Source organism: Caproicibacter fermentans (assembly GCF_009746625.1).
In the GTDB taxonomy this organism is placed as follows: Bacteria; Bacillota; Clostridia; order Oscillospirales; family Acutalibacteraceae; genus Caproicibacter; species Caproicibacter fermentans.
On record NZ_VWXL01000021.1, the window covers coordinates 1 to 19281 of the forward strand.

A 19281-nucleotide genomic window follows, 5' to 3' on the forward strand; every position below is an offset into this window, starting at 1 on the left:
CCGCAAAAGTGGAAATAAATTCAGGAGTATAGCGTCGAAATTCGACGTAATCATTCAGTTGGAACGCCTCTTGAATCCCTTTTCGCTGAATTCCTCTTCCTGCGCCATTTGTTCAGAGGTTCCCTAAGAATCCTTATCCCCACAACCTGTTTGTATTTGAAGCACCTATCGATCTGCTGTCCTACATCAGCCTGCATCCACAGAATTGGAAACAGCACAGCTATGTGGCACTGAACGGTGTGTCGGAGCAGCCTGTACTGAAGTTGCTGGAGCTGTACCCACAGCTTCAAAGTGTGTCACTCTGTCTGGACAATGATGAAGCCGGACGTAAGGCTGCCAGCCGCATCCATAAAACCTTAAAGGAGCAGGGATTTGACGCTGTTGTGTATGATGTTTCGGCACATAAGGACTGGAATGATGATTTGAAAGCAGTATGCTTACAGGAGCAGACCACACCCGCTATGGTAATGAGATAAAAAAGCATGACAGCCGTTTCATTGGCAGTCATGCTTTTTTATGCCCGTCTGTGTGCGGTGATAATGGTGTAGCTGTGGGCATTTACGGTAATCTCACAGCTATCCACAGTAATATACCAGTTCTTGCCCTTCCTTGTGATACTGGCGTTTGTAGCTTTGATTTTTTCTCTGCACCAGCCGACTACATCGTCTGTATCTAAACGCAGATTTTTTCGGATGCGTTCCACACCCAAATCCGTGGTATGCATCTGATCCAAGTTCGAAAGTAGCAGTTCAGCATTGCAGTTATCGTCAGATAAAGTTTGTGCTTCTGAGTCCTCATCCACTTTAGACAGTGCCTCTGTAATCAATGCTTTTGAAATATACATTGCTTTTAAGCGGTTTTTTAGAAGCGTATGCTGAGAATTTCCCTCTGGGAACTCCTCCTGTGCCTTTTCACATTTGTGAATAATGGAATTGATGGCACGGAGTGCTTCGGTTAATTCTTTAGGCTTGTAATTTTCCATAGTGTTTTACCTCATTGGTTATCATGAATTTATTTTACAACAAATATCACAGAAAAGAAAGGAGTTCCCCTATGCCATCCCAAGTTTACATCCTCATAGCAGTGACCGCCGTGATGTTTTTCGTCATCGGTGGTCTTTCTCTTTTAGCACACTATTACACCCTCAGCGGCATCAAATCCAAGACGGTCGGTGACGGTCAGCACGGTACCGCCCGTTTTGCCACAGAAACCGAAATAAAACGGACATACGCCCATGTACCCTACGAGCCGGAAAAATGGCGGCGTGGGCAGAATCTGCCCGCCCTGCAGGGGCTTGTGGTGGGCTGCAAGCAAAAGGCAGGTGCTACTACCGCCCTCATTGATGACGGTGACATTCACTGCCTCATGATCGGCGCTGCCGGTGTGGGCAAAACTGCTAACTTTCTCTATCCTAATATTGAATATGCCTGTGCATCCGGCATGAGCTTCCTTTGCACCGATACCAAGGGCGACCTGTTCCGAAACTATGCAGGCATCGCAAAGGATTACTACGGCTACAAAATATCGGTGCTGGATCTGCGCAACCCCACCCGCTCGGATGGCGATAACATCCTGCAGCTGGTCAATCGCTATATGGATGCTTATCTGAAAAATCCAGAGAACCTCTCGCTGAAAGCTAAGGCCGAGAAGTATGCCAAAATCACCGCCAAAACTATTATTTCCAGCAGCGGTGAGGACTCAGCAAGCTATGGTCAAAATGCGTTTTTCTATGATGCCGCCGAGGGATTATTGACCTCAGTCATCCTGCTGATTGCGGAATACTGTCCTCCGGAGAAGCGGCACATCATATCTGTGTTTAAAATGATACAGGACTTGCTGGCTCCCTCGCCGGTGAAGAACAAAAGCCAGTTCCAGCTGCTGATGGATAAGCTGCCCTCCGACCATAAGGCAAGATGGTTTGCGGGAGCCGCCCTCAATACTGCCGACCAAGCAATGGCCTCGGTGCTGTCCACTGCCATGTCCCGTCTTAATGCGTTTCTGGATTCCGAAATGGAGCAGATTCTGTGCTTCGACAGCTTACTGGATACGGAAACCTTCTGCAAAGAGAAATGTGCTATTTTTATCGTACTGCCAGAGGAAGATAACACGAAATATTTTATGGTGTCGCTGTTCCTCCAGCAGCTCTACCGGGAGATGCTGACGGTCGCTGATGAATACGGTGGTAAACTCCCCAACCGGGTAATGATCTTTGCCGATGAGATCGGAACCATCCCTAAAATCCAGTCGATGGAGATGATGTTTTCTGCAGGCCGTTCCCGTCGTATCAGTATGGTACCCATCATCCAGTCATTTGCCCAGCTTGAGAAAAACTACGGCAAGGAGGGTTCCGCCATCATTATCGACAATTGTCAGGATATTTTGTTCGGTGGGTTTGCGCCCAACTCAGAAAGCGCAGATATTCTCTCAAGGGCGCTGGGCAACAAAACCGTCATGTCCGGCTCCATCAGCAGAGGAAAGAACGATCCCAGCCAGAGTCTGCAGATGATCCAGCGACCGCTGATGACACCGGATGAGTTGAAAACTCTACCCAAGGGCAATTTTATTCTGGCCAAGACCGGCTGCTGTCCTATGCGCACCAAACTGCCGCTGTTTCTCAAATGGGGCATCCGGTTTGGAAAATCCTTTGAGGTGGAGGAACGTGCCACCCGAAAGGTTCACTATGCCGACCGCTTCGAGCTGGAGCAGGAAATCCTCCAGCGAGGCTGTGCCTATGACGAGGATAACTTTGCCGAATTCCCGGAGTCTCCCGATGATGAGCGAAGCGGAGGTACACAGCACACACCAGTGCAGGAGCATGAGCCGGAGCCGGAACAATCTGCTATGCCTCTGCGCACCGATTAGGAGGTGTTCGTGATTGAACTATTTATCATCTCTCTATGCTGCGGATGTCCCCCACCGTGCCGTTGTGGTATATCGTTATTTGAAAGACCGGGCAAATAAGGATGGAACCTGTTACCCTGCCATCGGTACTATCGCCAAAGACTTGAAGCTCTCCCGCCGCACGGTGCAGAGAGCCATCGCTGACCTTGAAAAGACCAGCCATCTTCAAAAGGAGCAGCGCTGGCGGGAAAACGGAGGCAAGAGCAGTCTGTTGTTTACGGTGAAATGAAAAAACACATACCCTGCCGCCAAGGGAGCAGTGCGTCCTGTCGGCGGCATATGGTATGTGTCATCATGGCCTATGCAGTGAACTTTTCACTCTAAGGATTTCTTAAACACAGAGAAAAGACAATCTATCTCTTTGACATGAAGAAAATCCATCCTCGAAGATAGAAGATGGATTTTGCTTATCTGGCATCCAATAACGCCTTGACGGTTGCGGCGGCTATTTTAATTTCCTTTTCGCCGCACAGCTGGATCATGTGCAAAAGCTGTTCTTTTTCTCTGTCTGTATGTTGAATTTCCGGATAAAAAATTGTATCGGCTGATATCTTCAAGGTGCGGATGATCTTAAGCAGCACCGGCATTCTTGGGTGTTTATTTTCATTCTCAATGGCCATTATGTATCTTGGCGTTACCCCGGCCTGCTCCGCAAGCGCATCCTGTGTCATGCCTGCGGCAATCCGGGCGTCCTTTATGGTCTGACCAAATGAGTTCAGTAATTCCTCCACTGTTCGTTCACCTCCTAACCCAATTTTACAGTATGGGCATAGGATTGAGAACGAACCACTAATGGGTGTTAAGACGAACACATTTTACAAAAGGAATTATTGATTTTATTCGCTAATGCGTATATAATATAAACAACATACATGGTGGAGGAATACAAATGCTTGATTATATATCCGTAGAGCAGGCTTCTGACAAATGGGAAATCTCCAAGCGGAGAATACAAAAGCTCTGCGAAGAAAATAGAATTGACGGAGCGGTTCGCTTCGGCCGTGCATGGGCGATCCCCAAGGATGCACCAAAGCCTGCAGACGGCAGGCTGAAAGAAAACAGAAAAAAGGAGTGATAATTTCATGTATCAAATTATGGTGATTGAAGATGACCCGGTTATTCAGGAAGAGTTATCGGTGCTTCTGAGAAGTAATGGGTATGAAATAATCCTGCCAAAGGATTTTTTTAATATTATCAGTGAAATACGGAAAAGTCCTCCACATCTGCTCTTATTGGATATCAACCTGCCTGTACAGGACGGATTTAAAATTTGTTCGGGAATACGCACATTTTCCAATGTGCCGATTATCTTTGTCACAAGCCGTAACACAGACATGGACGAACTGAACAGCATCATGCTGGGCGGTGATGATTTCATCACAAAACCGTACAATACTTCTATTTTGCTGGCTCGTATTGCATCACTGCTAAAACGCACCTATGCTTCGGAACACGCAGAAGTTCTGACCTATCAAGAGGTAATCCTGCATCTGGAGAACAGCAAAATTGAATATCATAGGAATTCGGTAGAGCTGACGAAAAACGAGCTGAAAATCATGGTGTTTCTTTTTCGCAATGCAGGAAAAATTGTTCCCCGTGCGGATTTAGTGGACTACCTTTGGGACAGTCAGCTTTATGTGGATGATAATGCCCTCAGTGTAAACATTACGAGAATACGGGAAAAATTAAAGAGCATAGGGGTAAAGGACTTTATTCAGACGAAGCATCGGCAGGGGTATTTGATATGAGGTATAAAGAGTATTTAAAAGATCAGCTCCCTGCTATCATTACTCATGTTCTATCCATGCTTTTCTGTGTGGTTTTCCTGTCGGCAGTCGATGTGCAAGCAAACATTATCTTAATTCTGCTGCTTATTTGGTTTCTGATTGCCGCAAGCTATATCCATATTCGCTTCTTTTTCCGAAAACGGTATTTCGCAGAGCTTCTTTTACAACTGGAACGGTTGGATAAGAAATATTTAATTTGTGAGGTTATGGAGCATCCCATACTGACAGAAGATAAAATTTATCATATGCTTCTAAAAGCTGCAAATAAGTCCATGATGGAGCAGGTGTCGGAATCCAAACGAGAGCGCAAGGAGTATAAGGAATATATTGAGCAGTGGATACATGATGTCAAGACACCAATTTCGGCAATGAAGCTCCTATGCGAAAACAATAAATCCGATACCACTCGAAAGCTAATGGCAGAGTTAGAAAAGGTCAGCCACTACACCGATCAGGCGCTTTATTACGCCAGAAGCGAAAATGTAGAAAAGGATTATTTCATTAAAGAAGTTTCCCTGTCAGAAATGATCCATGCCGCTGTTGCAGAGAACAAGCAGCTTCTGCTTCAAAACCATATTTCGGTTGAAGTAAATAATTGTGACAATACGGTCTATACCGATGAAAAATGGATTGGCTTTATCTTGAATCAGATCATTGCGAATGCGGTAAAATATAGTGGAAAAGAACCAAAGATAGGTTTTGAGGTAAATTCCAAGCAAGGACAAGTTGTTTTAATAATTTATGACAATGGTGTTGGGATATCAGAACCCGATCTGCCCCGAATTTTTGAAAAAGGCTTTACCGGTCAAAACGGCAGAACCGGGAAAAGCTCTACCGGAATTGGCCTGTTCTTATGCAAACGACTTTGCGAGAAGCTGGGCATCGGTATTGCTGTAAAATCTGAATCAGGACAAGGAACACAGGTAGAGTTGTTTTTCCCCAAAGGAGATTTTGTGAGAGTGCAGGAGTGAATTTCCTGCACTTCTTACATTTTTGTAAGAACTTTGTAAGAAAAGTAGATACAGTTAAAATTCTTTATTTGGTAACATGAATGTGAGGTGAAGAACATGAATCAAATTTTAAAAATTGAACATATCGAAAAATACTATGGCAACAAAGGCAATCTTACCAAGGCCATTGATGATATCAGCTTTGAGGTGCAAAACGGTGAATTTATTGCCATTATGGGGGCTTCCGGCTCCGGCAAGACAACTTTGCTAAACTGTATTTCCACCATTGATACCGTTAGTGCAGGTCATATTTTCTTAAGCGGTACAGATATTACAGAAATCAAAGAAAAAGAGCTTGCCCGTTTCCGCAGAGAAAATCTTGGGTTTATCTTTCAGGATTTCAATCTGCTGGATACACTCACCATTAGCGAAAACATCGCAATGGCCTTAACCATCAACAAGGTAGCGACAGGAGAAATTGAACCTCGTATAAAGCAGATGGCTGAAAAACTGGATATCGTACCGATACTGGATAAGTTTCCTTATCAGGTTTCGGGAGGTCAGAAACAGCGCTGTGCCTGCGCAAGAGCCATGATTAACAATCCCAAGCTGATACTGGCAGACGAGCCGACCGGGGCGTTAGACAGTCGCTCGGCACAGATGCTCTTGACAACCATTCAAACCATGAACCAAGAGCTTGATGCAACTATCCTGATGGTAACCCATGATGCTTTTACAGCAAGCTATGCAAAACGGATTTTATTTCTAAAGGACGGCCAGATTTTTACGGAAATTCTTCGTGGGGAACAAAGCAGAAAGCAATTGTTCGGAAAAATCCTTGATGTGATGACACTGCTGGGAGGTGATTTATCCGATGTACGTTAAGCTGGCCTTACGCAACGTGAAACGTTCCGCAAAGGATTATCTGATTTATATACTGACCTTGATTTTATCGGTGGGACTGTTTTATGGATTTTTATCCATCACAAGCCCTTTCTATAACACCAGACTGCCGATTCAGATGAATCTGGAGTATTTCTCTGAAAAAATGAAAATCATTATTCCAGTGATTGCGTTGCTTCTTGTTTTTCTTATTTCATATGTCAATCGCTACATGATAAAACGCAGAAAAAAAGAATTTGCACTGCAAACCATTATAGGCATGGAGCAGCGCACAGTAGCAACTCTCTTTTTTATAGAAATGCTTCTGATGGGGCTTGTGGCGGTCTGCTTAGGTGTTGTGCTTGGCGTACTTTTATCTCAAATTATAAGTGCAATTATTATGAGTAGCTTTGGGGAAGTATTTAAGCTTCATTTTTCTATTTACCCTGACACTATCGCATGGACTTTATTGTTTTTTATCATGTTGTTTCTAATCATTGGCATTGGCAATGTGCGTATTATACGCAAGCAGAAAATTATCGATATGCTGCACGACAGCCACAAAACGGAAAGTGCTTCTACGCTAAAGGATATGCTTGTTTCCCCTTTAGCTGTAAGTTGTGCGGTGGATATTGGTATTCTGCTTCTTTGTAGCCATAAAATTATACCCTTTTGGAATCAGCTAAATGAACAAGCAAGATGGATGACAGGAGCCAGTATGATCAGTGCAGCCATCTTTCTGTTTTGTGCGTTTGTATTCCTTTTTGTCACAGGAAAGATGAAAAAAGATGGCAGCTTTGTGGCCATTCTTCTGTCTGCAATTTCTCTGATTACGGGAATATTGCAATTACAGCTTCAGGGGCTGATTGATGAAATGCTGCGGAGCGGACTCATCAGCGGAGCTTTTTATACCTTTGTTCCTTCTGTGCTGGCGCTTGGCATGATCCTATTTAGCCTAATTGCATTTTTTAGCTGCCTCTCATGGTTGCTGGTTCTAATGAAAAGGAAATCAAAGCATTTCAATTATCAGAATCTGTTTTTACTTGGGCAGATCATTTCAAAGCTAAAAACCAATTCCAAAACAATGGCAGTTCTATCCTGTGCTTTCCTGTTCTCCTTGGTTTTGCTTGGATGGCTGCCTACCTATACCGCACAGGTGGACGGATATTTAAAAGCACGTTCTCTCTATGACATGCAAATATTCTCAGCATATACACAGGTGGACAATATCAATCAATTGCCCCAAGCTGCCATTGACAGCTCCTATATAAATCAATATTTATTGGACGGAGGCTACGAAACAAGCGGGAGTGCAGCAGTAGAAACCTACTTTTTGAACGACAGTGATTTCGATATCCGAATTCAAAAGGATATGCCTGTTCTTGGTATTGCTTTGAGTGATTACAATGCCCTTCTTAAATTATCCAGACACGAAGAAATCGCTTTGTCTGAAAATGGTTTTGCCATAGCGTGGGATCATAAGGCTTTACCCGAAGAAATAAAGGCATTCAATCAGCAGCATACACAAATACAGGCAGGGGAAACCATGCTCACTAAGGTTCAAGGAGCAGATTATCAGATAAATGTCGGTATGGGAATTTTTACAAGTAGAATGAAAGCCGTATATATCCTGCCGGATTCTATATGTAAAAGCCTTACCCTTGCAACTATCTATTACGCCGCCAATACGACTGAGCCGCTTTCCTATGACTTTGCCGTCAAAATGGACGAGGAAATTAGTCCTTGGTTGAACAACAGCGGTATGGTTCCCCAAAATAGTGGATATGTGAGGCTTCGGACTCTACAGCTCAACGAGGGAATATCCAACTCGCTGATGCTTCGATTGGGAGGCGCTTATACAGGATTGGTCTTAATTGTAATATCCCTTACAATCTTAGCTCTGCAACAGCTTACCGATGCCTCCGAACACCAAAAAAGATTTAAAGTGATAGAAAAAATCGGAGTGGATAAAGTCCAAATCAGGAAGCTGATACGGCAGCAAATGTCCGTATGGTTCGGTGTTCCCATTGTTGTAGCTCTATGTGGTGCCGGGGCGATTTTTATATACTTGTTGAAAGTGAACTATGGGGATTACATGCCCTATATTACAGTAAATCACGTACTCATGAATGTATTCAGCATATATGGCGTTTTCCTTTTCATATTTGTCTGCTACTTAGCTGTTACCTATACTTTATTTAAGCGGAATATAGCGGAAAATGAGTAGCAGTACATGACTGTATTTAATAAAAGTGTACCCGCCGAATAAAAAAAACGGTGCTTTGGCGGGACACTCCACATGCTTAAATACCAGATAAATCCCTCCAAACCCGTGAAAAGTTTGGAGGGATTTTATATGTGTTGGTCTTTACAGATTACACCGCTGCGCATCTGCTGCAGCGACATTAGGCTATCCGCATAACTGATTTTTACATAGGCAACTTGTTAAAAAAAGCCTATGTCCATCAGCGGATAACTATGCCCACCAACACGAACCACCAGAGCAGGTAGAATGTGAAATAAAGTATAAGAGCGTACCTACGGACAGCCATGTCCATCGGAATGCTCTTTTTTTACTGCCCAAAATCATACCCCAGTGCCGGTCACCGCCTCTTGTCCTTCGTTTTCAATCACATTTTGAAAATTTGGAGGACAAGCATATGTCAGAGAACAAAAAATATACCATTGTTGTAAAACGGCAGCGTGTGGAGGTCAGTGAGGCCGTCTACCGTGCCTACCATAAAGAACGTGAAGCAGAACGCTATCAAAATAAGCTGATCCGCCAGAACGAGCTGTCTCTGGAGCGATTCCGTGAGGATGGCGTCAACATCGATTACCTCATTGTCCGTGTTCAACCGGACATCGTGGACAGGCTCATTCATCAGGAGCAGCTGGAGGCTCTGTGGAGTGCTCTCCAATCCTTATCGGAGGACGAACGCTCCCTTATTGATGAGCTATTTTTCAATGATAAAAAGGAAGCGAATCTGGCCGCAGAGCTGTTGGTAACGCAACAGGCCATCAGTAAACGCAAAAAGAAGATACTGGATAAGCTGAAAAAAATGATTGATTTCTAATTTTTCGGTTGTACGCCCCCTCACTTTTTCCTTTATAGAAGTGAGGGGGATTTTCTATTTCTCTCCTGTTCCTTGAAAAACACCGAGCCATTCGGTCATATCCAGCAGCTTAAATACGTTAGCTGTTCAGCTCCGATGAGGGGAAAGCGGCTTCGGAGGAGACGCCAAGACCATCTGCGGATAGGTCAGAGCTATCCGTCAACACGATAGCATCAAAGGTGCCGAGCGAGAACTGTCCGTCCGAGAAGCAATCTGTGGTAGATTGCCCCGCCATGACCTGAACAGCCTACAATGATACTTCTGCACAGCCACAGACATCGCAATGGGTGCAGCCGCCGGAGAACCCGGCGGGGGTGAGAGTCCCATGACAGCCACTAACCAAGGCTGGTTTAAGCTGACTGCCCAAAGGACGGAATCGTCCTTATACCGCAGGCAATCTGTCTGTGGTGTTCTGCTTCGGGAAGTAGTGTCGAATAGAAGCAGCAGAAAACGAAGAACAAGAGTTTTGTTATATCAGAAACTATGAGGACAGCCGCCCTGCGGGTAAACCGTTCACAAGCGGCGGCTGTCCTTATCCTTGTGATATAACACTGATTTCAAAAAAGGAGGAATGCGAAATGCGTATTTACAAGGGCGATATGTTCTATGCTGATTTAACGCCGGTCGTAGGCTGCGAGCAGGGTGGGATAAGGCCGATTTTGGTCGTTCAAAATGATATCGGAAACCGCTACAGCCCCACCGTCATTGTGGCCGCCATCACCAGCCGCACGGAAAAGAGCCATCTGCCTACCCATATCCGGCTGTGCAGCCAGCAGTATGGGCTGCGGCAAAATTCCCTTGTGCTGTTGGAGCAGGTGCGAACCATTGACCGTTCCCGTCTGCGTGAGTACATAGGCCATTTGAATGATCCGCAGATGCAGCAAGTCAATGAAGCCTTAGCCGTGAGCTTCGGTTTGGATGTCCTGCTGCCGGAGCCTCAAATGAGCCTGAGCTTGTGAAAGGAGGAATTTTCTATGAATAAGAAGTCTGCATGGATTTACTGCCGCATCGATGCGCCGGAGGATATACATGGCGCTTTAAAAGGACAATACGAAAGATTGGAAACCTATGCCTCACAGATGGGCTTTTCTGTTGTCGGTTCCTCACAGGACCTGGGCAGCGGCCTGCACTTCGACCGCCCCGGCCTGCAAGCTGTTTTGGAAGCGGCAAAAGCCGAGAGCTTTCAGATATTGCTTGTAGATTCGGTAAGCCGGATCGGGCGGGATATGGCAAAGACCATGAACTTTATTCAAACAATCAACGGATGTAGAATCAGCATTTACTCCCCGATGGAGGGCAAAATCAAGCTCTCTGATTTCATCATGCCGCCGTTTCAATTGCGTTAGGAGGAAACGCTATGACGAAAACAGAACCGGTCAATGAAGTCCGTTATTTAATGGCACATAACTTCCTCGCCTATCTTCTGGAGCAGGGCAAAATCAGCCCTAAGGAATTTCAGATTGCAGACGAATTTGTGGTCGAAAAATATAAGCCGAGGCTCCGGATTATTTAGTAATAATTGTGATAGCTATGTCTGCATCTATGTGGTATCGTGTGTGCTAATACCTTAGTGGTATTGAACTTACACGAAAGGAGCTGTCACATATGAATTCACGAAAACCAAAGGAGGTGCCGCCATGCCGCAGGTACAGGTTATTGAACCGGTAAATGCCATTTACCGCTATGCACCGCCCAAGCTGCATGTCTGCGCCTACGCCAGAGTCAGCAGCGATTCGGCAGACCAGCTGAATTCCTTTTCCGTGCAGATGGAGCATTACACCTCCCTGATTACCGGAAATGACGAATGGGAGCTGGTGGACATTTATGCCGATGAGGGTATCACCGGAACCCGGTCGGATAAGCGGGAGGAATTCCAGCGGATGCTTTCCGACTGCAGGAAAGGCAAAATCGACCGCATCCTTGTAAAATCCGTTTCCCGGTTTGCGAGGAATATCCACGACTGCCTCTCCACCGTCCGGGAACTGAAAGCCCTCGGCATTGAGGTAGAATTTGAGGAAGATGGCCTCAAGACAGCGGATATGCACGATGAGATGATGATCGGAGCCTTCAGCTCCATCGCTCAGGAGGAATCCACCTCCATCTCTAACAATATGCGCTGGAGCTACGCCCGGAGGATGCAAAACGGCAGCTTCACTTGCTGCTGCGCCCCCTATGGATATGATCTTGCAGACAATACGCTGCTTCCCAATCCCAAGGAAGCGCCGGTTGTGCGCCGGATATTCGGAAGCTACCTCTCCGGCAAAAGCATGGATCAGATCGCAGCCGAGCTGAATGCCGATGGTATCCCCTGTAAGAATGGCGAGATAAAATGGCTGTATACCGCTGTCAGCTATATCCTCAAAAGCGAGCGCTACATCGGCGATGCCCTGATGCAGAAATCCTACACCACCGATACCATGCCCTTTCAAACCAAGAAAAACAAAGGGGAACGTGAGCGCTATTACATCACCGACTCCCATGAGCCGATCATCAGCCGGTCGGAGTTTGAGCAGGCGCAGCAGCTGATGAAAGCCCGTAACGCCCTCTGCCAAAGCAAGGGGCATCGTAAGCAATATGTATTCTCTCAGAAAATCCGATGCGGAAAATGCGGTACAACTTTCTCTCGCAGGGTGACCAACGGCAAAACCTATTGGGTCTGCCATAAGCACTTTCGCAGCAAGGAGCTGTGCGAAATCCGGCAAATCCGAGAGGATGCTATTATACAGGCATTTATCCGAATGGCTAACAAATTAAAACAGAACAGCCGCTATATTCTCTCCCCCGCTTTAACACAGCTGATAGATCTCAAATCTAAGATTACTATGAGCGATGTAAAAGTCGGAAGCATCAATCAGGAAATAGCGGAACTCACCAAGCAGAGTCTGGTACTGAATCGTCTCAGGACGAAAGGTTACATGGACTCTGCTATTTTTATGCAGAAAAATAATGAAATCAACCAGCAACTTGACCTGTTGAAGCGTAACCGTCGCAGACTGCTGGAAAGCGATGCGGACGATGAGATGATTTCCGACTGCAGGCTGCTGATTGCGCTGATGGAACAAGGATCGCCATACCTGACCAATTTTGACGAAACCCTGTTTCAAAGCATCGTCAATCAGATTGTTGTCACTAAGCAGGATAAGCTGAAATTCTGCTTGATCGGTGGTTTTGCCTTTACTGAACAGCTGCCAAAGGAGGTGTTTGGGCGATGAAGAAAAACCGATATCTTCCTTTCGGCTACCACATCCAAAACGGTGCACTGTGTATCCATGAAGCGGAGGCCGCCGTAATTCGGCGGGTTTTTGAGTATTATCAAGCCGGAATGTCCTATCGCCGGATTGCCGAGCAGCTCACTGCCAAAAGTGTCCCCTATATGGAGAACCGCACCGATTGGAACAAACACATGATCAAACGGATGCTGGAAAACTCACGCTACTGCGGTGGTGATGACTTCCCGCCGATACTCCCTGCCGACACGTTCAGGGCTGTAGCCACCCTAATCGGGCAGAAAATCCAAGGGGAGCCGTTATCCGAGGAACTGGACAGTATCCGCAGTAAGGCGGTTTGTGGGGCTTGTGGAGCCAAATACAAAAGGGATGGCCGAAGCAAAAATTATGAAGCATGGTGCTGCTCCGCTGAGGGGCGCATTACACCCAAGCGAATCACCGACCAAGCCCTGCTGGAGAGTGTAACAGCAATTCTGAATATGATTATCAGCAATCCGAGCCTGCTGGAGCTTCCTTCACCGCATCAAGAGAACTATTCCCTCGATGTTGCCCGGACGGGAAACCAAATCAACCGGGAGCTTGAAAAGAGCGAGGTGGACAGCGACTACACCAAGCTGTTGATATTTGGCTGTGCCGCTGCAAAATATGAGGCCTGTGCCGATACGGAGCCGGAATACTTAACCCGCCGGTTGCTGGCGATATTCGAGAAACAGCCGCTGCTGGATGCCTTTTCAATCCCGTTGTTTGAAGATACCGTCAAACAGGTGGTCATTGATTCGGACGGCAGCCTGTGGCTGCGGATGAATAACGGAAAGCTGATTGGAAAGGAGTAACCGCCATGCAAACACAAACCATAATGCCCGTACAGAAAAGGGTCGATGTGATCCCTGCCAATATTCTTTTAACCAAGCCCAATGCCAGAAAGAGAAAGCTGCGTGTGGCGGCCTACTGCCGGGTCAGCACCGAACAGGAGGAACAGCAGTCCAGCTACGCTGCGCAGATTGCTTATTATACCGATAAAATCAGCAAAAACAAGGATTGGGAGCTTGCCGGTATCTTTGCCGATGAGGGCATCACCGGAACCAGCGCCAAAAAGCGTACCGAGTTTCTCAAGCTCATGTCACTGTGCGAAAAAGGCAAAGTCGACATGGTGCTGACCAAATCCGTTTCCCGGTTTTCCAGAAACACGCTGGATGCCATCGGGTATATCCGAAAGCTCAAGGCAAAAGGCATTCCCATCATCTTTGAAAAAGAGGGCATCAACACGATGGAGATGGCCAGCGAAATGGCACTGTGCTTTCTCAGCGGCTTTGCGCAGGCTGAGAGCGAATCCATCAGCCGCAACGTCACATGGGGCAAACGCCAGAGCTTCAAAAGCGGAAAGGTGCCCTTTCAATATTCCCGTATTTTAGGTTATGAAAAAGGTGAGGACGGTCAGCCCAAGATTGTGCCGGAAGAAGCGGAAATCGTCAAACGGATTTTCAGGGGCTATTATTCCGGTGCCAGCGTTCGGAAAATAAAGGAATCGCTGGAGGCAGACGAAATTCTCTCCCCCACCGGCAAGCAGGAGTGGTCAGTTGGCGTACTGCAGTATATGCTCCGGAACGAGCGTTATATCGGCGATGCCCTGCTGCAGAAAACCTATGTGGTGGACTGCCTAACCAAGGAAACCCGAAAAAACAACGGTGAAATCCCCCAGTATTATGTAACCGGGAACCATGAGCCGATTATTTCAAAGGATTTATTCAACCTCGTGCAGGAGGAAATCGCCCGGAGAGCCGGAAAACGTAAGGTGGCCAAGAAAGCTGTGAAAACCGAAAAAGGAAAATACAGCAGCAAATATGCCTTGACCGAGCTGCTCTGCTGCGGTGAATGCGGGACACAGTACCGCCGGGTCACTTGGGCAAGGAACGGCAAGAAAAAGCTGGTCTGGCGCTGCATCAACCGTTTGGAATACGGTACAAAATACTGCAAAGAATCCCCTACCATTGAGGAAAGCCGGTTGCACCAAGCCATTGTCACCGCCCTAAATCGGCTGGACGAGGATAAGGCAGATGTCATCGAAACCCTCAATGCTGGTCTGCGGCTGGCAATTGGTTCGCAGGAGGATGACAGTTTCAATGAAGCTGCTGTTCAGAACCGCATTGCAGAGCTGCAGAGCGTGATGATGGATTTGGTAGAACTCAGCTCCAAATCCAGTGCCGGTGCAGATTACTTCGATGCTAAGTTCGAGGAAATCGCTGCGGAGATAAAGGTGCTGCAGGGTCAGCTTGGCGAACACCAAGAGCAGACCATGCTCGCCCAAAATACACAAGCCCGAATCCATGAGCTGCTTTATACGCTGGAACATATTGACCTTAGCGTAAAGGAATATCGTGATGATGTGGTCAAAGGGATTATTACCAAGGTGGTGGTTTTATCCGCTGACCGCATCCGAATCACTTTTGATAACAATATGGAAATGGAACAAGAGCTACCGAATGAATAAAATAGCAGGAGAAGCCGCCACAAATGATGGCGGCATTTCTCTTTCGAGCAGAAATTATGCTGTTTTTCAATCCGTTTCATCATAATACTGTGAATATTTCCATAATTTACACGAATCTGATTGCTTTATTCGCCGCTGCGATATATAATATATACAATATTTATTCGGCAAAGGAACGTTTTAATGGACTATATGACAGCGAAAGAAGCAGCGGAAAAATGGGCAATTACTCCACGCCGGGTGCAGGTGCTTTGCGCACAGGGCAAGATACCGGGTGCTGTTCGGTTTGGGATTACTTGGGCGATACCCAAGGATGCGATGAAGCCCAAGGATGGTAGAATCAAAAATACAAAAAATGAAATTTAGGAGGGATATATATGTGGCTGGATAATGCATCGGATATTGATATGTTATTTTATCAACCTTATGCGCAGTTGATTGCTGAAATAGTTAAGAAAAAGGAATATAATCCGTTAACTATTGGGCTGTTTGGCTTATGGGGCGCAGGCAAATCAACGTTGCTTGAATTGATTTCAAAAAACATTGATCCAACTACAAATAATATTGCCTGCATTCAACTAAATGCATGGATGTTTGAGGGTTACGAAGATGCTAAGGCTGCTTTGATGGAAGCACTACTTAACGAGATGAAAAATAATCAAGGCAAATTTGAGGGTGTTGTTGATAAAATAAAAGAGCTACTCAAACGTGTTGATTATTTTAAGTTAGGTTCTTCAATGTTAGCTAAGGGTGCGCCAATGATCGCAAGTCTGATAACAGGTAATCCCCTTCCGTTGACGTTAAGCATAGCGGGCGATGCTGCCAAAATGGGAGATATTATCAAGGGAGCCTCTGAATCTGTTCAAAAGTTTAAAGATGAATATGTCAAAGACCCTAAAGACAGTACTGTTGAGAATATAAGAAGCTTTAAAAAGGATTTTGAGAATATACTAGAAAAATCAGAAATTGATAATCTAGTTGTCTTAGTTGATGATTTAGACCGCTGCACTCCAGACAGAATTATTGACACTCTCGAAGCAATCAAACTGTTCCTTTCAGTTAAACGAACAACATTTATTATTGCAGCGGATGAGACTGTCATTCAATATGCTATAAGAAAAAAATATCCTCCTATTGATGGTTCTAGCGTGGAAATATCTACTGAATACATTGAAAAAATCATTCAACTCCCTATATATATACCTGAGTTATCATCTAAAGACATTGAAAACTATTTGCTTCTGTTAGTTTGTCAATTATATATGAAACCATCTTCTTTTGAAGCATTTGTATCTAGTATTTTTGAAGATAAAATAATGTTGAAAGAAGAAAGTCTTTCATTAGAAGAACTTAGGCGGCGGATAGAACTCATAGGTGATCCGTTTAAAGATCAAAGCAACGAGACTGAGTATAACAAAGATATTGAAATAATAAACAGTATAAAAAATATAGTTTCTTCTACACTTAAAGGTAACCCTAGACAAGCAAAACGTTTTTTAAATACATTTATAACTAAGAAAGCTTTGTCCCAAATGTATTTTGGAAATGATCTTAACATGCAGATACTTGCAAAACTTCTAGTTTTGCAAAAACTTAACCCAAGCCTGTTTAAACAGCTAAATGAATGGGATAAAGATTTTAGAATGAATAATGAAAAACTGAAACAGGTTCATGAACATACTGGCGATCCGAAAAGTATGCCAGAAGAATTCGTTCAATGGTCTAGTCCTCGTATTATAAAGTGGATAGAGTGCGAACCAAAAAACTTGTATGAAACAAAGCTTGATAGATATTTTTACCTGTCTCGAGAAGAGCTTAAAAACAATAACGATAACATTGATGCACTTTCTGAAAAATCTAAAAACATTTTACAGAGACTCGGGCAAACTTCAGAGGGTACTATCTCAACCATTATGGAAGAACTTAAAAATTCCGAATCACAAATAATAGCAGAGGTCATAGAAAGCATTTTACCAAACATTAAAAAGGGAGAAATAGAATTTTTTATTATTAAAAATTTATTTATGACTTGTACAGCTTATCAAGATACTATTTTGCTACAAATTAAAAATATGCCGCAGAACAAGTTTACTCCTTCTTCTATCCCATATCTTAAGGCAATGTTAGCGAACTCAGCAGATAAGGTCAAGCCTGTTTTAGATGAGATGAAAGGTAAAAATTTGTCGTCTAAGCTTTATGACACAATAGTAGGTAGCTTGGTAAACGTAGCAACTACAGCAAAAAGGGGGAGGTCATGATATGGGAACTTCAAAAGGATACATAGCTCCAACACGCATTGAGTGGTCAAGAACCAAGAGCGCTGTTACAGAAATGTCCAAAAATCTAAATTCTAATTCTATTGCAAATGCTACCAGTAAATATGCAAGTGCGATGAAAACAGATGGGTTTCAAGGAAGTACATTTATTCATGGAGCTACAGGCATTTTAGGTTTTGCCAAATCCGTTGCGAATTATGGATTAGAGGCATCTCTGAGAAATATTGGACGAGAGGATTTGCTTGGGAAAAGTTCTGATGTTATTTGGAATGAGCTATTGCATCATTATACAAATAATGGAGCTACCAAAGAAGATGCATTAGCAATTGACGCACTTTCTCTTTCGCTAAAAATTTTAAACATTGATGATTTTGACAAATTAGCGGACATATCAATGGATGTTCTGCTAAAGGAGATGCTGGTTAATTTTGTGGAACTTAATTTTGAATTTAGGTTTGCTGAAAAAATCGGTAAAGAACGGTCACCAGATGAGACTACACAAATTCTTAGTAGTGTAAAAGGTTATATAAGAAGCAGCTTATATGAGCAGCTTACGATTAAGGATATTGGCAATATTGATTTTGGCAGTTTATCAGGTAATCAATACGTTGAGAGTGCTTTAATCGATGCTTACACACTTTTTGAAACGTTGTATGAGGAGGATTAGCAAATGAATATATGGATTAATAAAGTCACTAATGAAGTTCCATTTCAAGATTACGCTGATTCCTTCATATTTTCAATTACCCATGAAACAAAGGGAACTATTTTTTCAAGCCTTAAGGATACTTGGCTAGATATTGGGCAACGTCCAATATCAGAAATTTATGAGGACTTATTTATTATATCTTTATCTGTTTTTGCTGTTGATAAGAGACTGTCAAGATGGAGGACGAAAGATAAATGGACACGTAAAATTAGAATATCCATACCCGTGTTACAGTTAGATAAATGGGAAGAAACAAAACCAAATTGGAATTCTACATTATCGTTCTTGACAGGGGATATATGGGACATAAATTTCCGCCAAAGTGTTGCACGTTATGGCGATAGCTCAAAACCCAGCAGATATCCGGTTGACATCTCTAAGAGTACCGCTGTAAGTTTGTTTTCTGGAGGATTGGATTCTTTTTGTGGTGCTATAGAGTTGCTCAATAAAGGAGAATCCGTTTGCTTGTTAGGGCATAATGAGTATCCAAAGCTCAGAGAGAAGCAAGAATCTTTATTAAATTTACTGCGCAACAATTATCCTGCCCAATTTGTTGAATTTATAGGCTTTACTGCTAACTCAAGAGCACCTAAAAATCAGGAAGATACAGTTCTCAAAGGTACTGAAAATACCAGTCGTGGGAGATCGTTGCTATTTCTTTGTGCAGCAATTTCATTAGCAGGTTCTATTGGGTCACATATTCCTGTATATATACCTGAGAATGGCTTCATTGGACTGAACATTCCACTTACAAATAGTAGAAAAGGAACATGTAGCACAAGGACTACACATCCATATTTTATTAGATCTTTTAATGAGATTGACCTGCCCCCAAAAGCCGTCCAGATAGAAAGTTAGTAATCACCTGAGATTTTCATGGCGTATTCTGCCGGCGTCAAATTATCCAGAGAACTGTGTGGGCGAAGGTGGTTATATTCATTTCGCCAG

General features: G+C 44.2%; 22 protein-coding genes. 19 read left to right on the forward strand and 3 right to left on the reverse strand.

Annotated elements, in window-relative coordinates; genetic code table 11:
• Nucleotides 1-146: 146 nt before the first annotated feature.
• Nucleotides 147-476, forward strand: a complete 330-nt coding sequence (locus CAFE_RS04485) for a toprim domain-containing protein (RefSeq protein ID WP_267901510.1) — start codon at nucleotides 147-149, stop codon at nucleotides 474-476.
• A 38-nt stretch (nucleotides 477-514) separates the two neighbouring features.
• On the opposite strand, the gene CAFE_RS20770 is transcribed toward CAFE_RS04485, so the two are convergent.
• A complete protein-coding gene (locus tag CAFE_RS20770; RefSeq protein WP_461949998.1) occupies nucleotides 515-982 on the reverse strand; it encodes a DUF3781 domain-containing protein in 468 nt (155 codons plus the stop codon).
• Nucleotides 983-1053: 71 nt separating this feature from the next.
• Here CAFE_RS20770 and CAFE_RS04495 point away from each other — a divergent pair, with 71 nt between their 5' ends.
• Both CAFE_RS04495 and CAFE_RS04500 read left to right on the forward strand, forming a co-directional pair.
• Complete coding sequence (locus CAFE_RS04495) at nucleotides 1054-2862, forward strand: VirD4-like conjugal transfer protein, CD1115 family (RefSeq protein WP_156989927.1); 1809 nt, start codon at nucleotides 1054-1056, stop codon at nucleotides 2860-2862.
• A gap of 13 nt (nucleotides 2863-2875) precedes the next feature.
• Nucleotides 2876-3130, forward strand: a complete 255-nt coding sequence (locus tag CAFE_RS04500; RefSeq protein ID WP_156989928.1) for a helix-turn-helix domain-containing protein — start codon at nucleotides 2876-2878, stop codon at nucleotides 3128-3130.
• A 178-nt stretch (nucleotides 3131-3308) separates the two neighbouring features.
• Here CAFE_RS04500 and CAFE_RS04505 read toward each other — a convergent pair whose 3' ends face one another.
• Entirely contained in the window at nucleotides 3309-3632 is a 324-nt protein-coding gene (locus CAFE_RS04505) for a helix-turn-helix transcriptional regulator (RefSeq protein WP_330593854.1), read from the reverse strand.
• Between the two features lie 158 nt (nucleotides 3633-3790).
• Between CAFE_RS04505 and CAFE_RS04510 the strand changes: the two genes are divergently transcribed.
• The 16 genes from CAFE_RS04510 to CAFE_RS04580 all read left to right on the forward strand — a co-directional run bounded on the left by CAFE_RS04510 (nucleotide 3791) and on the right by CAFE_RS04580 (nucleotide 19191).
• Entirely contained in the window at nucleotides 3791-3976 is a 186-nt protein-coding gene (locus CAFE_RS04510; RefSeq protein WP_156989929.1) for a DNA-binding protein, read from the forward strand.
• A 7-nt stretch (nucleotides 3977-3983) separates the two neighbouring features.
• On the forward strand, nucleotides 3984-4649 hold the full coding sequence (locus tag CAFE_RS04515; protein ID WP_156989930.1) for a response regulator transcription factor: 666 nt from the start codon (nucleotides 3984-3986) through the stop codon (nucleotides 4647-4649).
• Nucleotides 4646-5659 carry a sensor histidine kinase gene (locus CAFE_RS04520; RefSeq protein WP_156989931.1) on the forward strand — a complete coding sequence of 338 codons (1014 nt, stop codon included), beginning with the start codon at nucleotides 4646-4648 and terminating at the stop codon, nucleotides 5657-5659. The genes CAFE_RS04515 and CAFE_RS04520 overlap by 4 nt, the downstream gene beginning before the upstream one ends.
• 96 nt (nucleotides 5660-5755) lie before the next feature.
• The gene (locus tag CAFE_RS04525) at nucleotides 5756-6523 is read left to right on the forward strand and encodes an ABC transporter ATP-binding protein (RefSeq protein WP_156989932.1); all 768 of its coding nucleotides are present in this window, start codon (nucleotides 5756-5758) and stop codon (nucleotides 6521-6523) included.
• A complete protein-coding gene (locus tag CAFE_RS04530; protein WP_156989933.1) occupies nucleotides 6513-8747 on the forward strand; it encodes an ABC transporter permease in 2235 nt (744 codons plus the stop codon). The genes CAFE_RS04525 and CAFE_RS04530 overlap by 11 nt, the downstream gene beginning before the upstream one ends.
• 433 nt (nucleotides 8748-9180) lie before the next feature.
• Entirely contained in the window at nucleotides 9181-9594 is a 414-nt protein-coding gene (locus tag CAFE_RS04535; protein WP_156989934.1) for a sigma factor-like helix-turn-helix DNA-binding protein, read from the forward strand.
• Between the two features lie 617 nt (nucleotides 9595-10211).
• On the forward strand, nucleotides 10212-10592 hold the full coding sequence (locus CAFE_RS04540) for a type II toxin-antitoxin system PemK/MazF family toxin (protein ID WP_156989935.1): 381 nt from the start codon (nucleotides 10212-10214) through the stop codon (nucleotides 10590-10592).
• Between the two features lie 15 nt (nucleotides 10593-10607).
• Nucleotides 10608-10979 carry a recombinase family protein gene (locus CAFE_RS04545; protein ID WP_156989936.1) on the forward strand — a complete coding sequence of 124 codons (372 nt, stop codon included), beginning with the start codon at nucleotides 10608-10610 and terminating at the stop codon, nucleotides 10977-10979.
• Between the two features lie 11 nt (nucleotides 10980-10990).
• A complete protein-coding gene (locus CAFE_RS19630; RefSeq protein WP_166525064.1) occupies nucleotides 10991-11146 on the forward strand; it encodes an SHOCT domain-containing protein in 156 nt (51 codons plus the stop codon).
• A gap of 124 nt (nucleotides 11147-11270) precedes the next feature.
• Nucleotides 11271-12845: a recombinase family protein gene (locus CAFE_RS04550; RefSeq protein ID WP_156989937.1), complete on the forward strand. Its 1575-nt coding sequence runs from the start codon at nucleotides 11271-11273 to the stop codon at nucleotides 12843-12845.
• A complete protein-coding gene (locus tag CAFE_RS04555) occupies nucleotides 12842-13693 on the forward strand; it encodes a recombinase family protein (protein ID WP_156989938.1) in 852 nt (283 codons plus the stop codon). Before CAFE_RS04550 ends, CAFE_RS04555 begins: the two co-directional genes overlap by 4 nt.
• A 5-nt stretch (nucleotides 13694-13698) precedes the next feature.
• Nucleotides 13699-15348: a recombinase family protein gene (locus CAFE_RS04560; RefSeq protein ID WP_156989939.1), complete on the forward strand. Its 1650-nt coding sequence runs from the start codon at nucleotides 13699-13701 to the stop codon at nucleotides 15346-15348.
• A 183-nt stretch (nucleotides 15349-15531) separates the two neighbouring features.
• Nucleotides 15532-15714, forward strand: coding sequence for a helix-turn-helix domain-containing protein (locus tag CAFE_RS19940; RefSeq protein WP_156989940.1), 183 nt, complete (start codon nucleotides 15532-15534; stop codon nucleotides 15712-15714).
• Between the two features lie 11 nt (nucleotides 15715-15725).
• Complete coding sequence (locus tag CAFE_RS04570; protein WP_156989941.1) at nucleotides 15726-17606, forward strand: KAP family P-loop NTPase fold protein; 1881 nt, start codon at nucleotides 15726-15728, stop codon at nucleotides 17604-17606.
• A 1-nt stretch (nucleotide 17607) separates the two neighbouring features.
• Complete coding sequence (locus tag CAFE_RS04575) at nucleotides 17608-18291, forward strand: hypothetical protein (protein ID WP_156989942.1); 684 nt, start codon at nucleotides 17608-17610, stop codon at nucleotides 18289-18291.
• Nucleotides 18292-18294: 3 nt separating this feature from the next.
• A complete protein-coding gene (locus CAFE_RS04580) occupies nucleotides 18295-19191 on the forward strand; it encodes a hypothetical protein (protein WP_156989943.1) in 897 nt (298 codons plus the stop codon).
• Here the strand turns inward: CAFE_RS04580 and CAFE_RS20605 are convergent.
• On the reverse strand, nucleotides 19188-19281 hold a 94-nt coding region (locus CAFE_RS20605), incomplete at its 5' end, for an integrase core domain-containing protein (RefSeq protein ID WP_139104008.1). The genes CAFE_RS04580 and CAFE_RS20605 overlap by 4 nt on opposite strands.

Coding starts and splice junctions, on each gene's coding strand:
- CAFE_RS20770 (WP_461949998.1), bottom strand. CDS start 982: ATGGAAAATTACAAGCCTAAAGAATTAACCGAAGCACTCCGTGCCATC.
- CAFE_RS04495 (WP_156989927.1), top strand. CDS start 1,054: ATGCCATCCCAAGTTTACATCCTCATAGCAGTGACCGCCGTGATGTTT.
- CAFE_RS04510 (WP_156989929.1), top strand. CDS start 3,791: ATGCTTGATTATATATCCGTAGAGCAGGCTTCTGACAAATGGGAAATC.
- CAFE_RS04515 (WP_156989930.1), top strand. CDS start 3,984: ATGTATCAAATTATGGTGATTGAAGATGACCCGGTTATTCAGGAAGAG.
- CAFE_RS04520 (WP_156989931.1), top strand. CDS start 4,646: ATGAGGTATAAAGAGTATTTAAAAGATCAGCTCCCTGCTATCATTACT.
- CAFE_RS04525 (WP_156989932.1), top strand. CDS start 5,756: ATGAATCAAATTTTAAAAATTGAACATATCGAAAAATACTATGGCAAC.
- CAFE_RS04530 (WP_156989933.1), top strand. CDS start 6,513: ATGTACGTTAAGCTGGCCTTACGCAACGTGAAACGTTCCGCAAAGGAT.
- CAFE_RS04535 (WP_156989934.1), top strand. CDS start 9,181: ATGTCAGAGAACAAAAAATATACCATTGTTGTAAAACGGCAGCGTGTG.
- CAFE_RS04540 (WP_156989935.1), top strand. CDS start 10,212: ATGCGTATTTACAAGGGCGATATGTTCTATGCTGATTTAACGCCGGTC.
- CAFE_RS04545 (WP_156989936.1), top strand. CDS start 10,608: ATGAATAAGAAGTCTGCATGGATTTACTGCCGCATCGATGCGCCGGAG.
- CAFE_RS19630 (WP_166525064.1), top strand. CDS start 10,991: ATGACGAAAACAGAACCGGTCAATGAAGTCCGTTATTTAATGGCACAT.
- CAFE_RS04550 (WP_156989937.1), top strand. CDS start 11,271: ATGCCGCAGGTACAGGTTATTGAACCGGTAAATGCCATTTACCGCTAT.
- CAFE_RS04555 (WP_156989938.1), top strand. CDS start 12,842: ATGAAGAAAAACCGATATCTTCCTTTCGGCTACCACATCCAAAACGGT.
- CAFE_RS04560 (WP_156989939.1), top strand. CDS start 13,699: ATGCAAACACAAACCATAATGCCCGTACAGAAAAGGGTCGATGTGATC.
- CAFE_RS19940 (WP_156989940.1), top strand. CDS start 15,532: ATGGACTATATGACAGCGAAAGAAGCAGCGGAAAAATGGGCAATTACT.
- CAFE_RS04570 (WP_156989941.1), top strand. CDS start 15,726: ATGTGGCTGGATAATGCATCGGATATTGATATGTTATTTTATCAACCT.
- CAFE_RS04575 (WP_156989942.1), top strand. CDS start 17,608: ATGGGAACTTCAAAAGGATACATAGCTCCAACACGCATTGAGTGGTCA.
- CAFE_RS04580 (WP_156989943.1), top strand. CDS start 18,295: ATGAATATATGGATTAATAAAGTCACTAATGAAGTTCCATTTCAAGAT.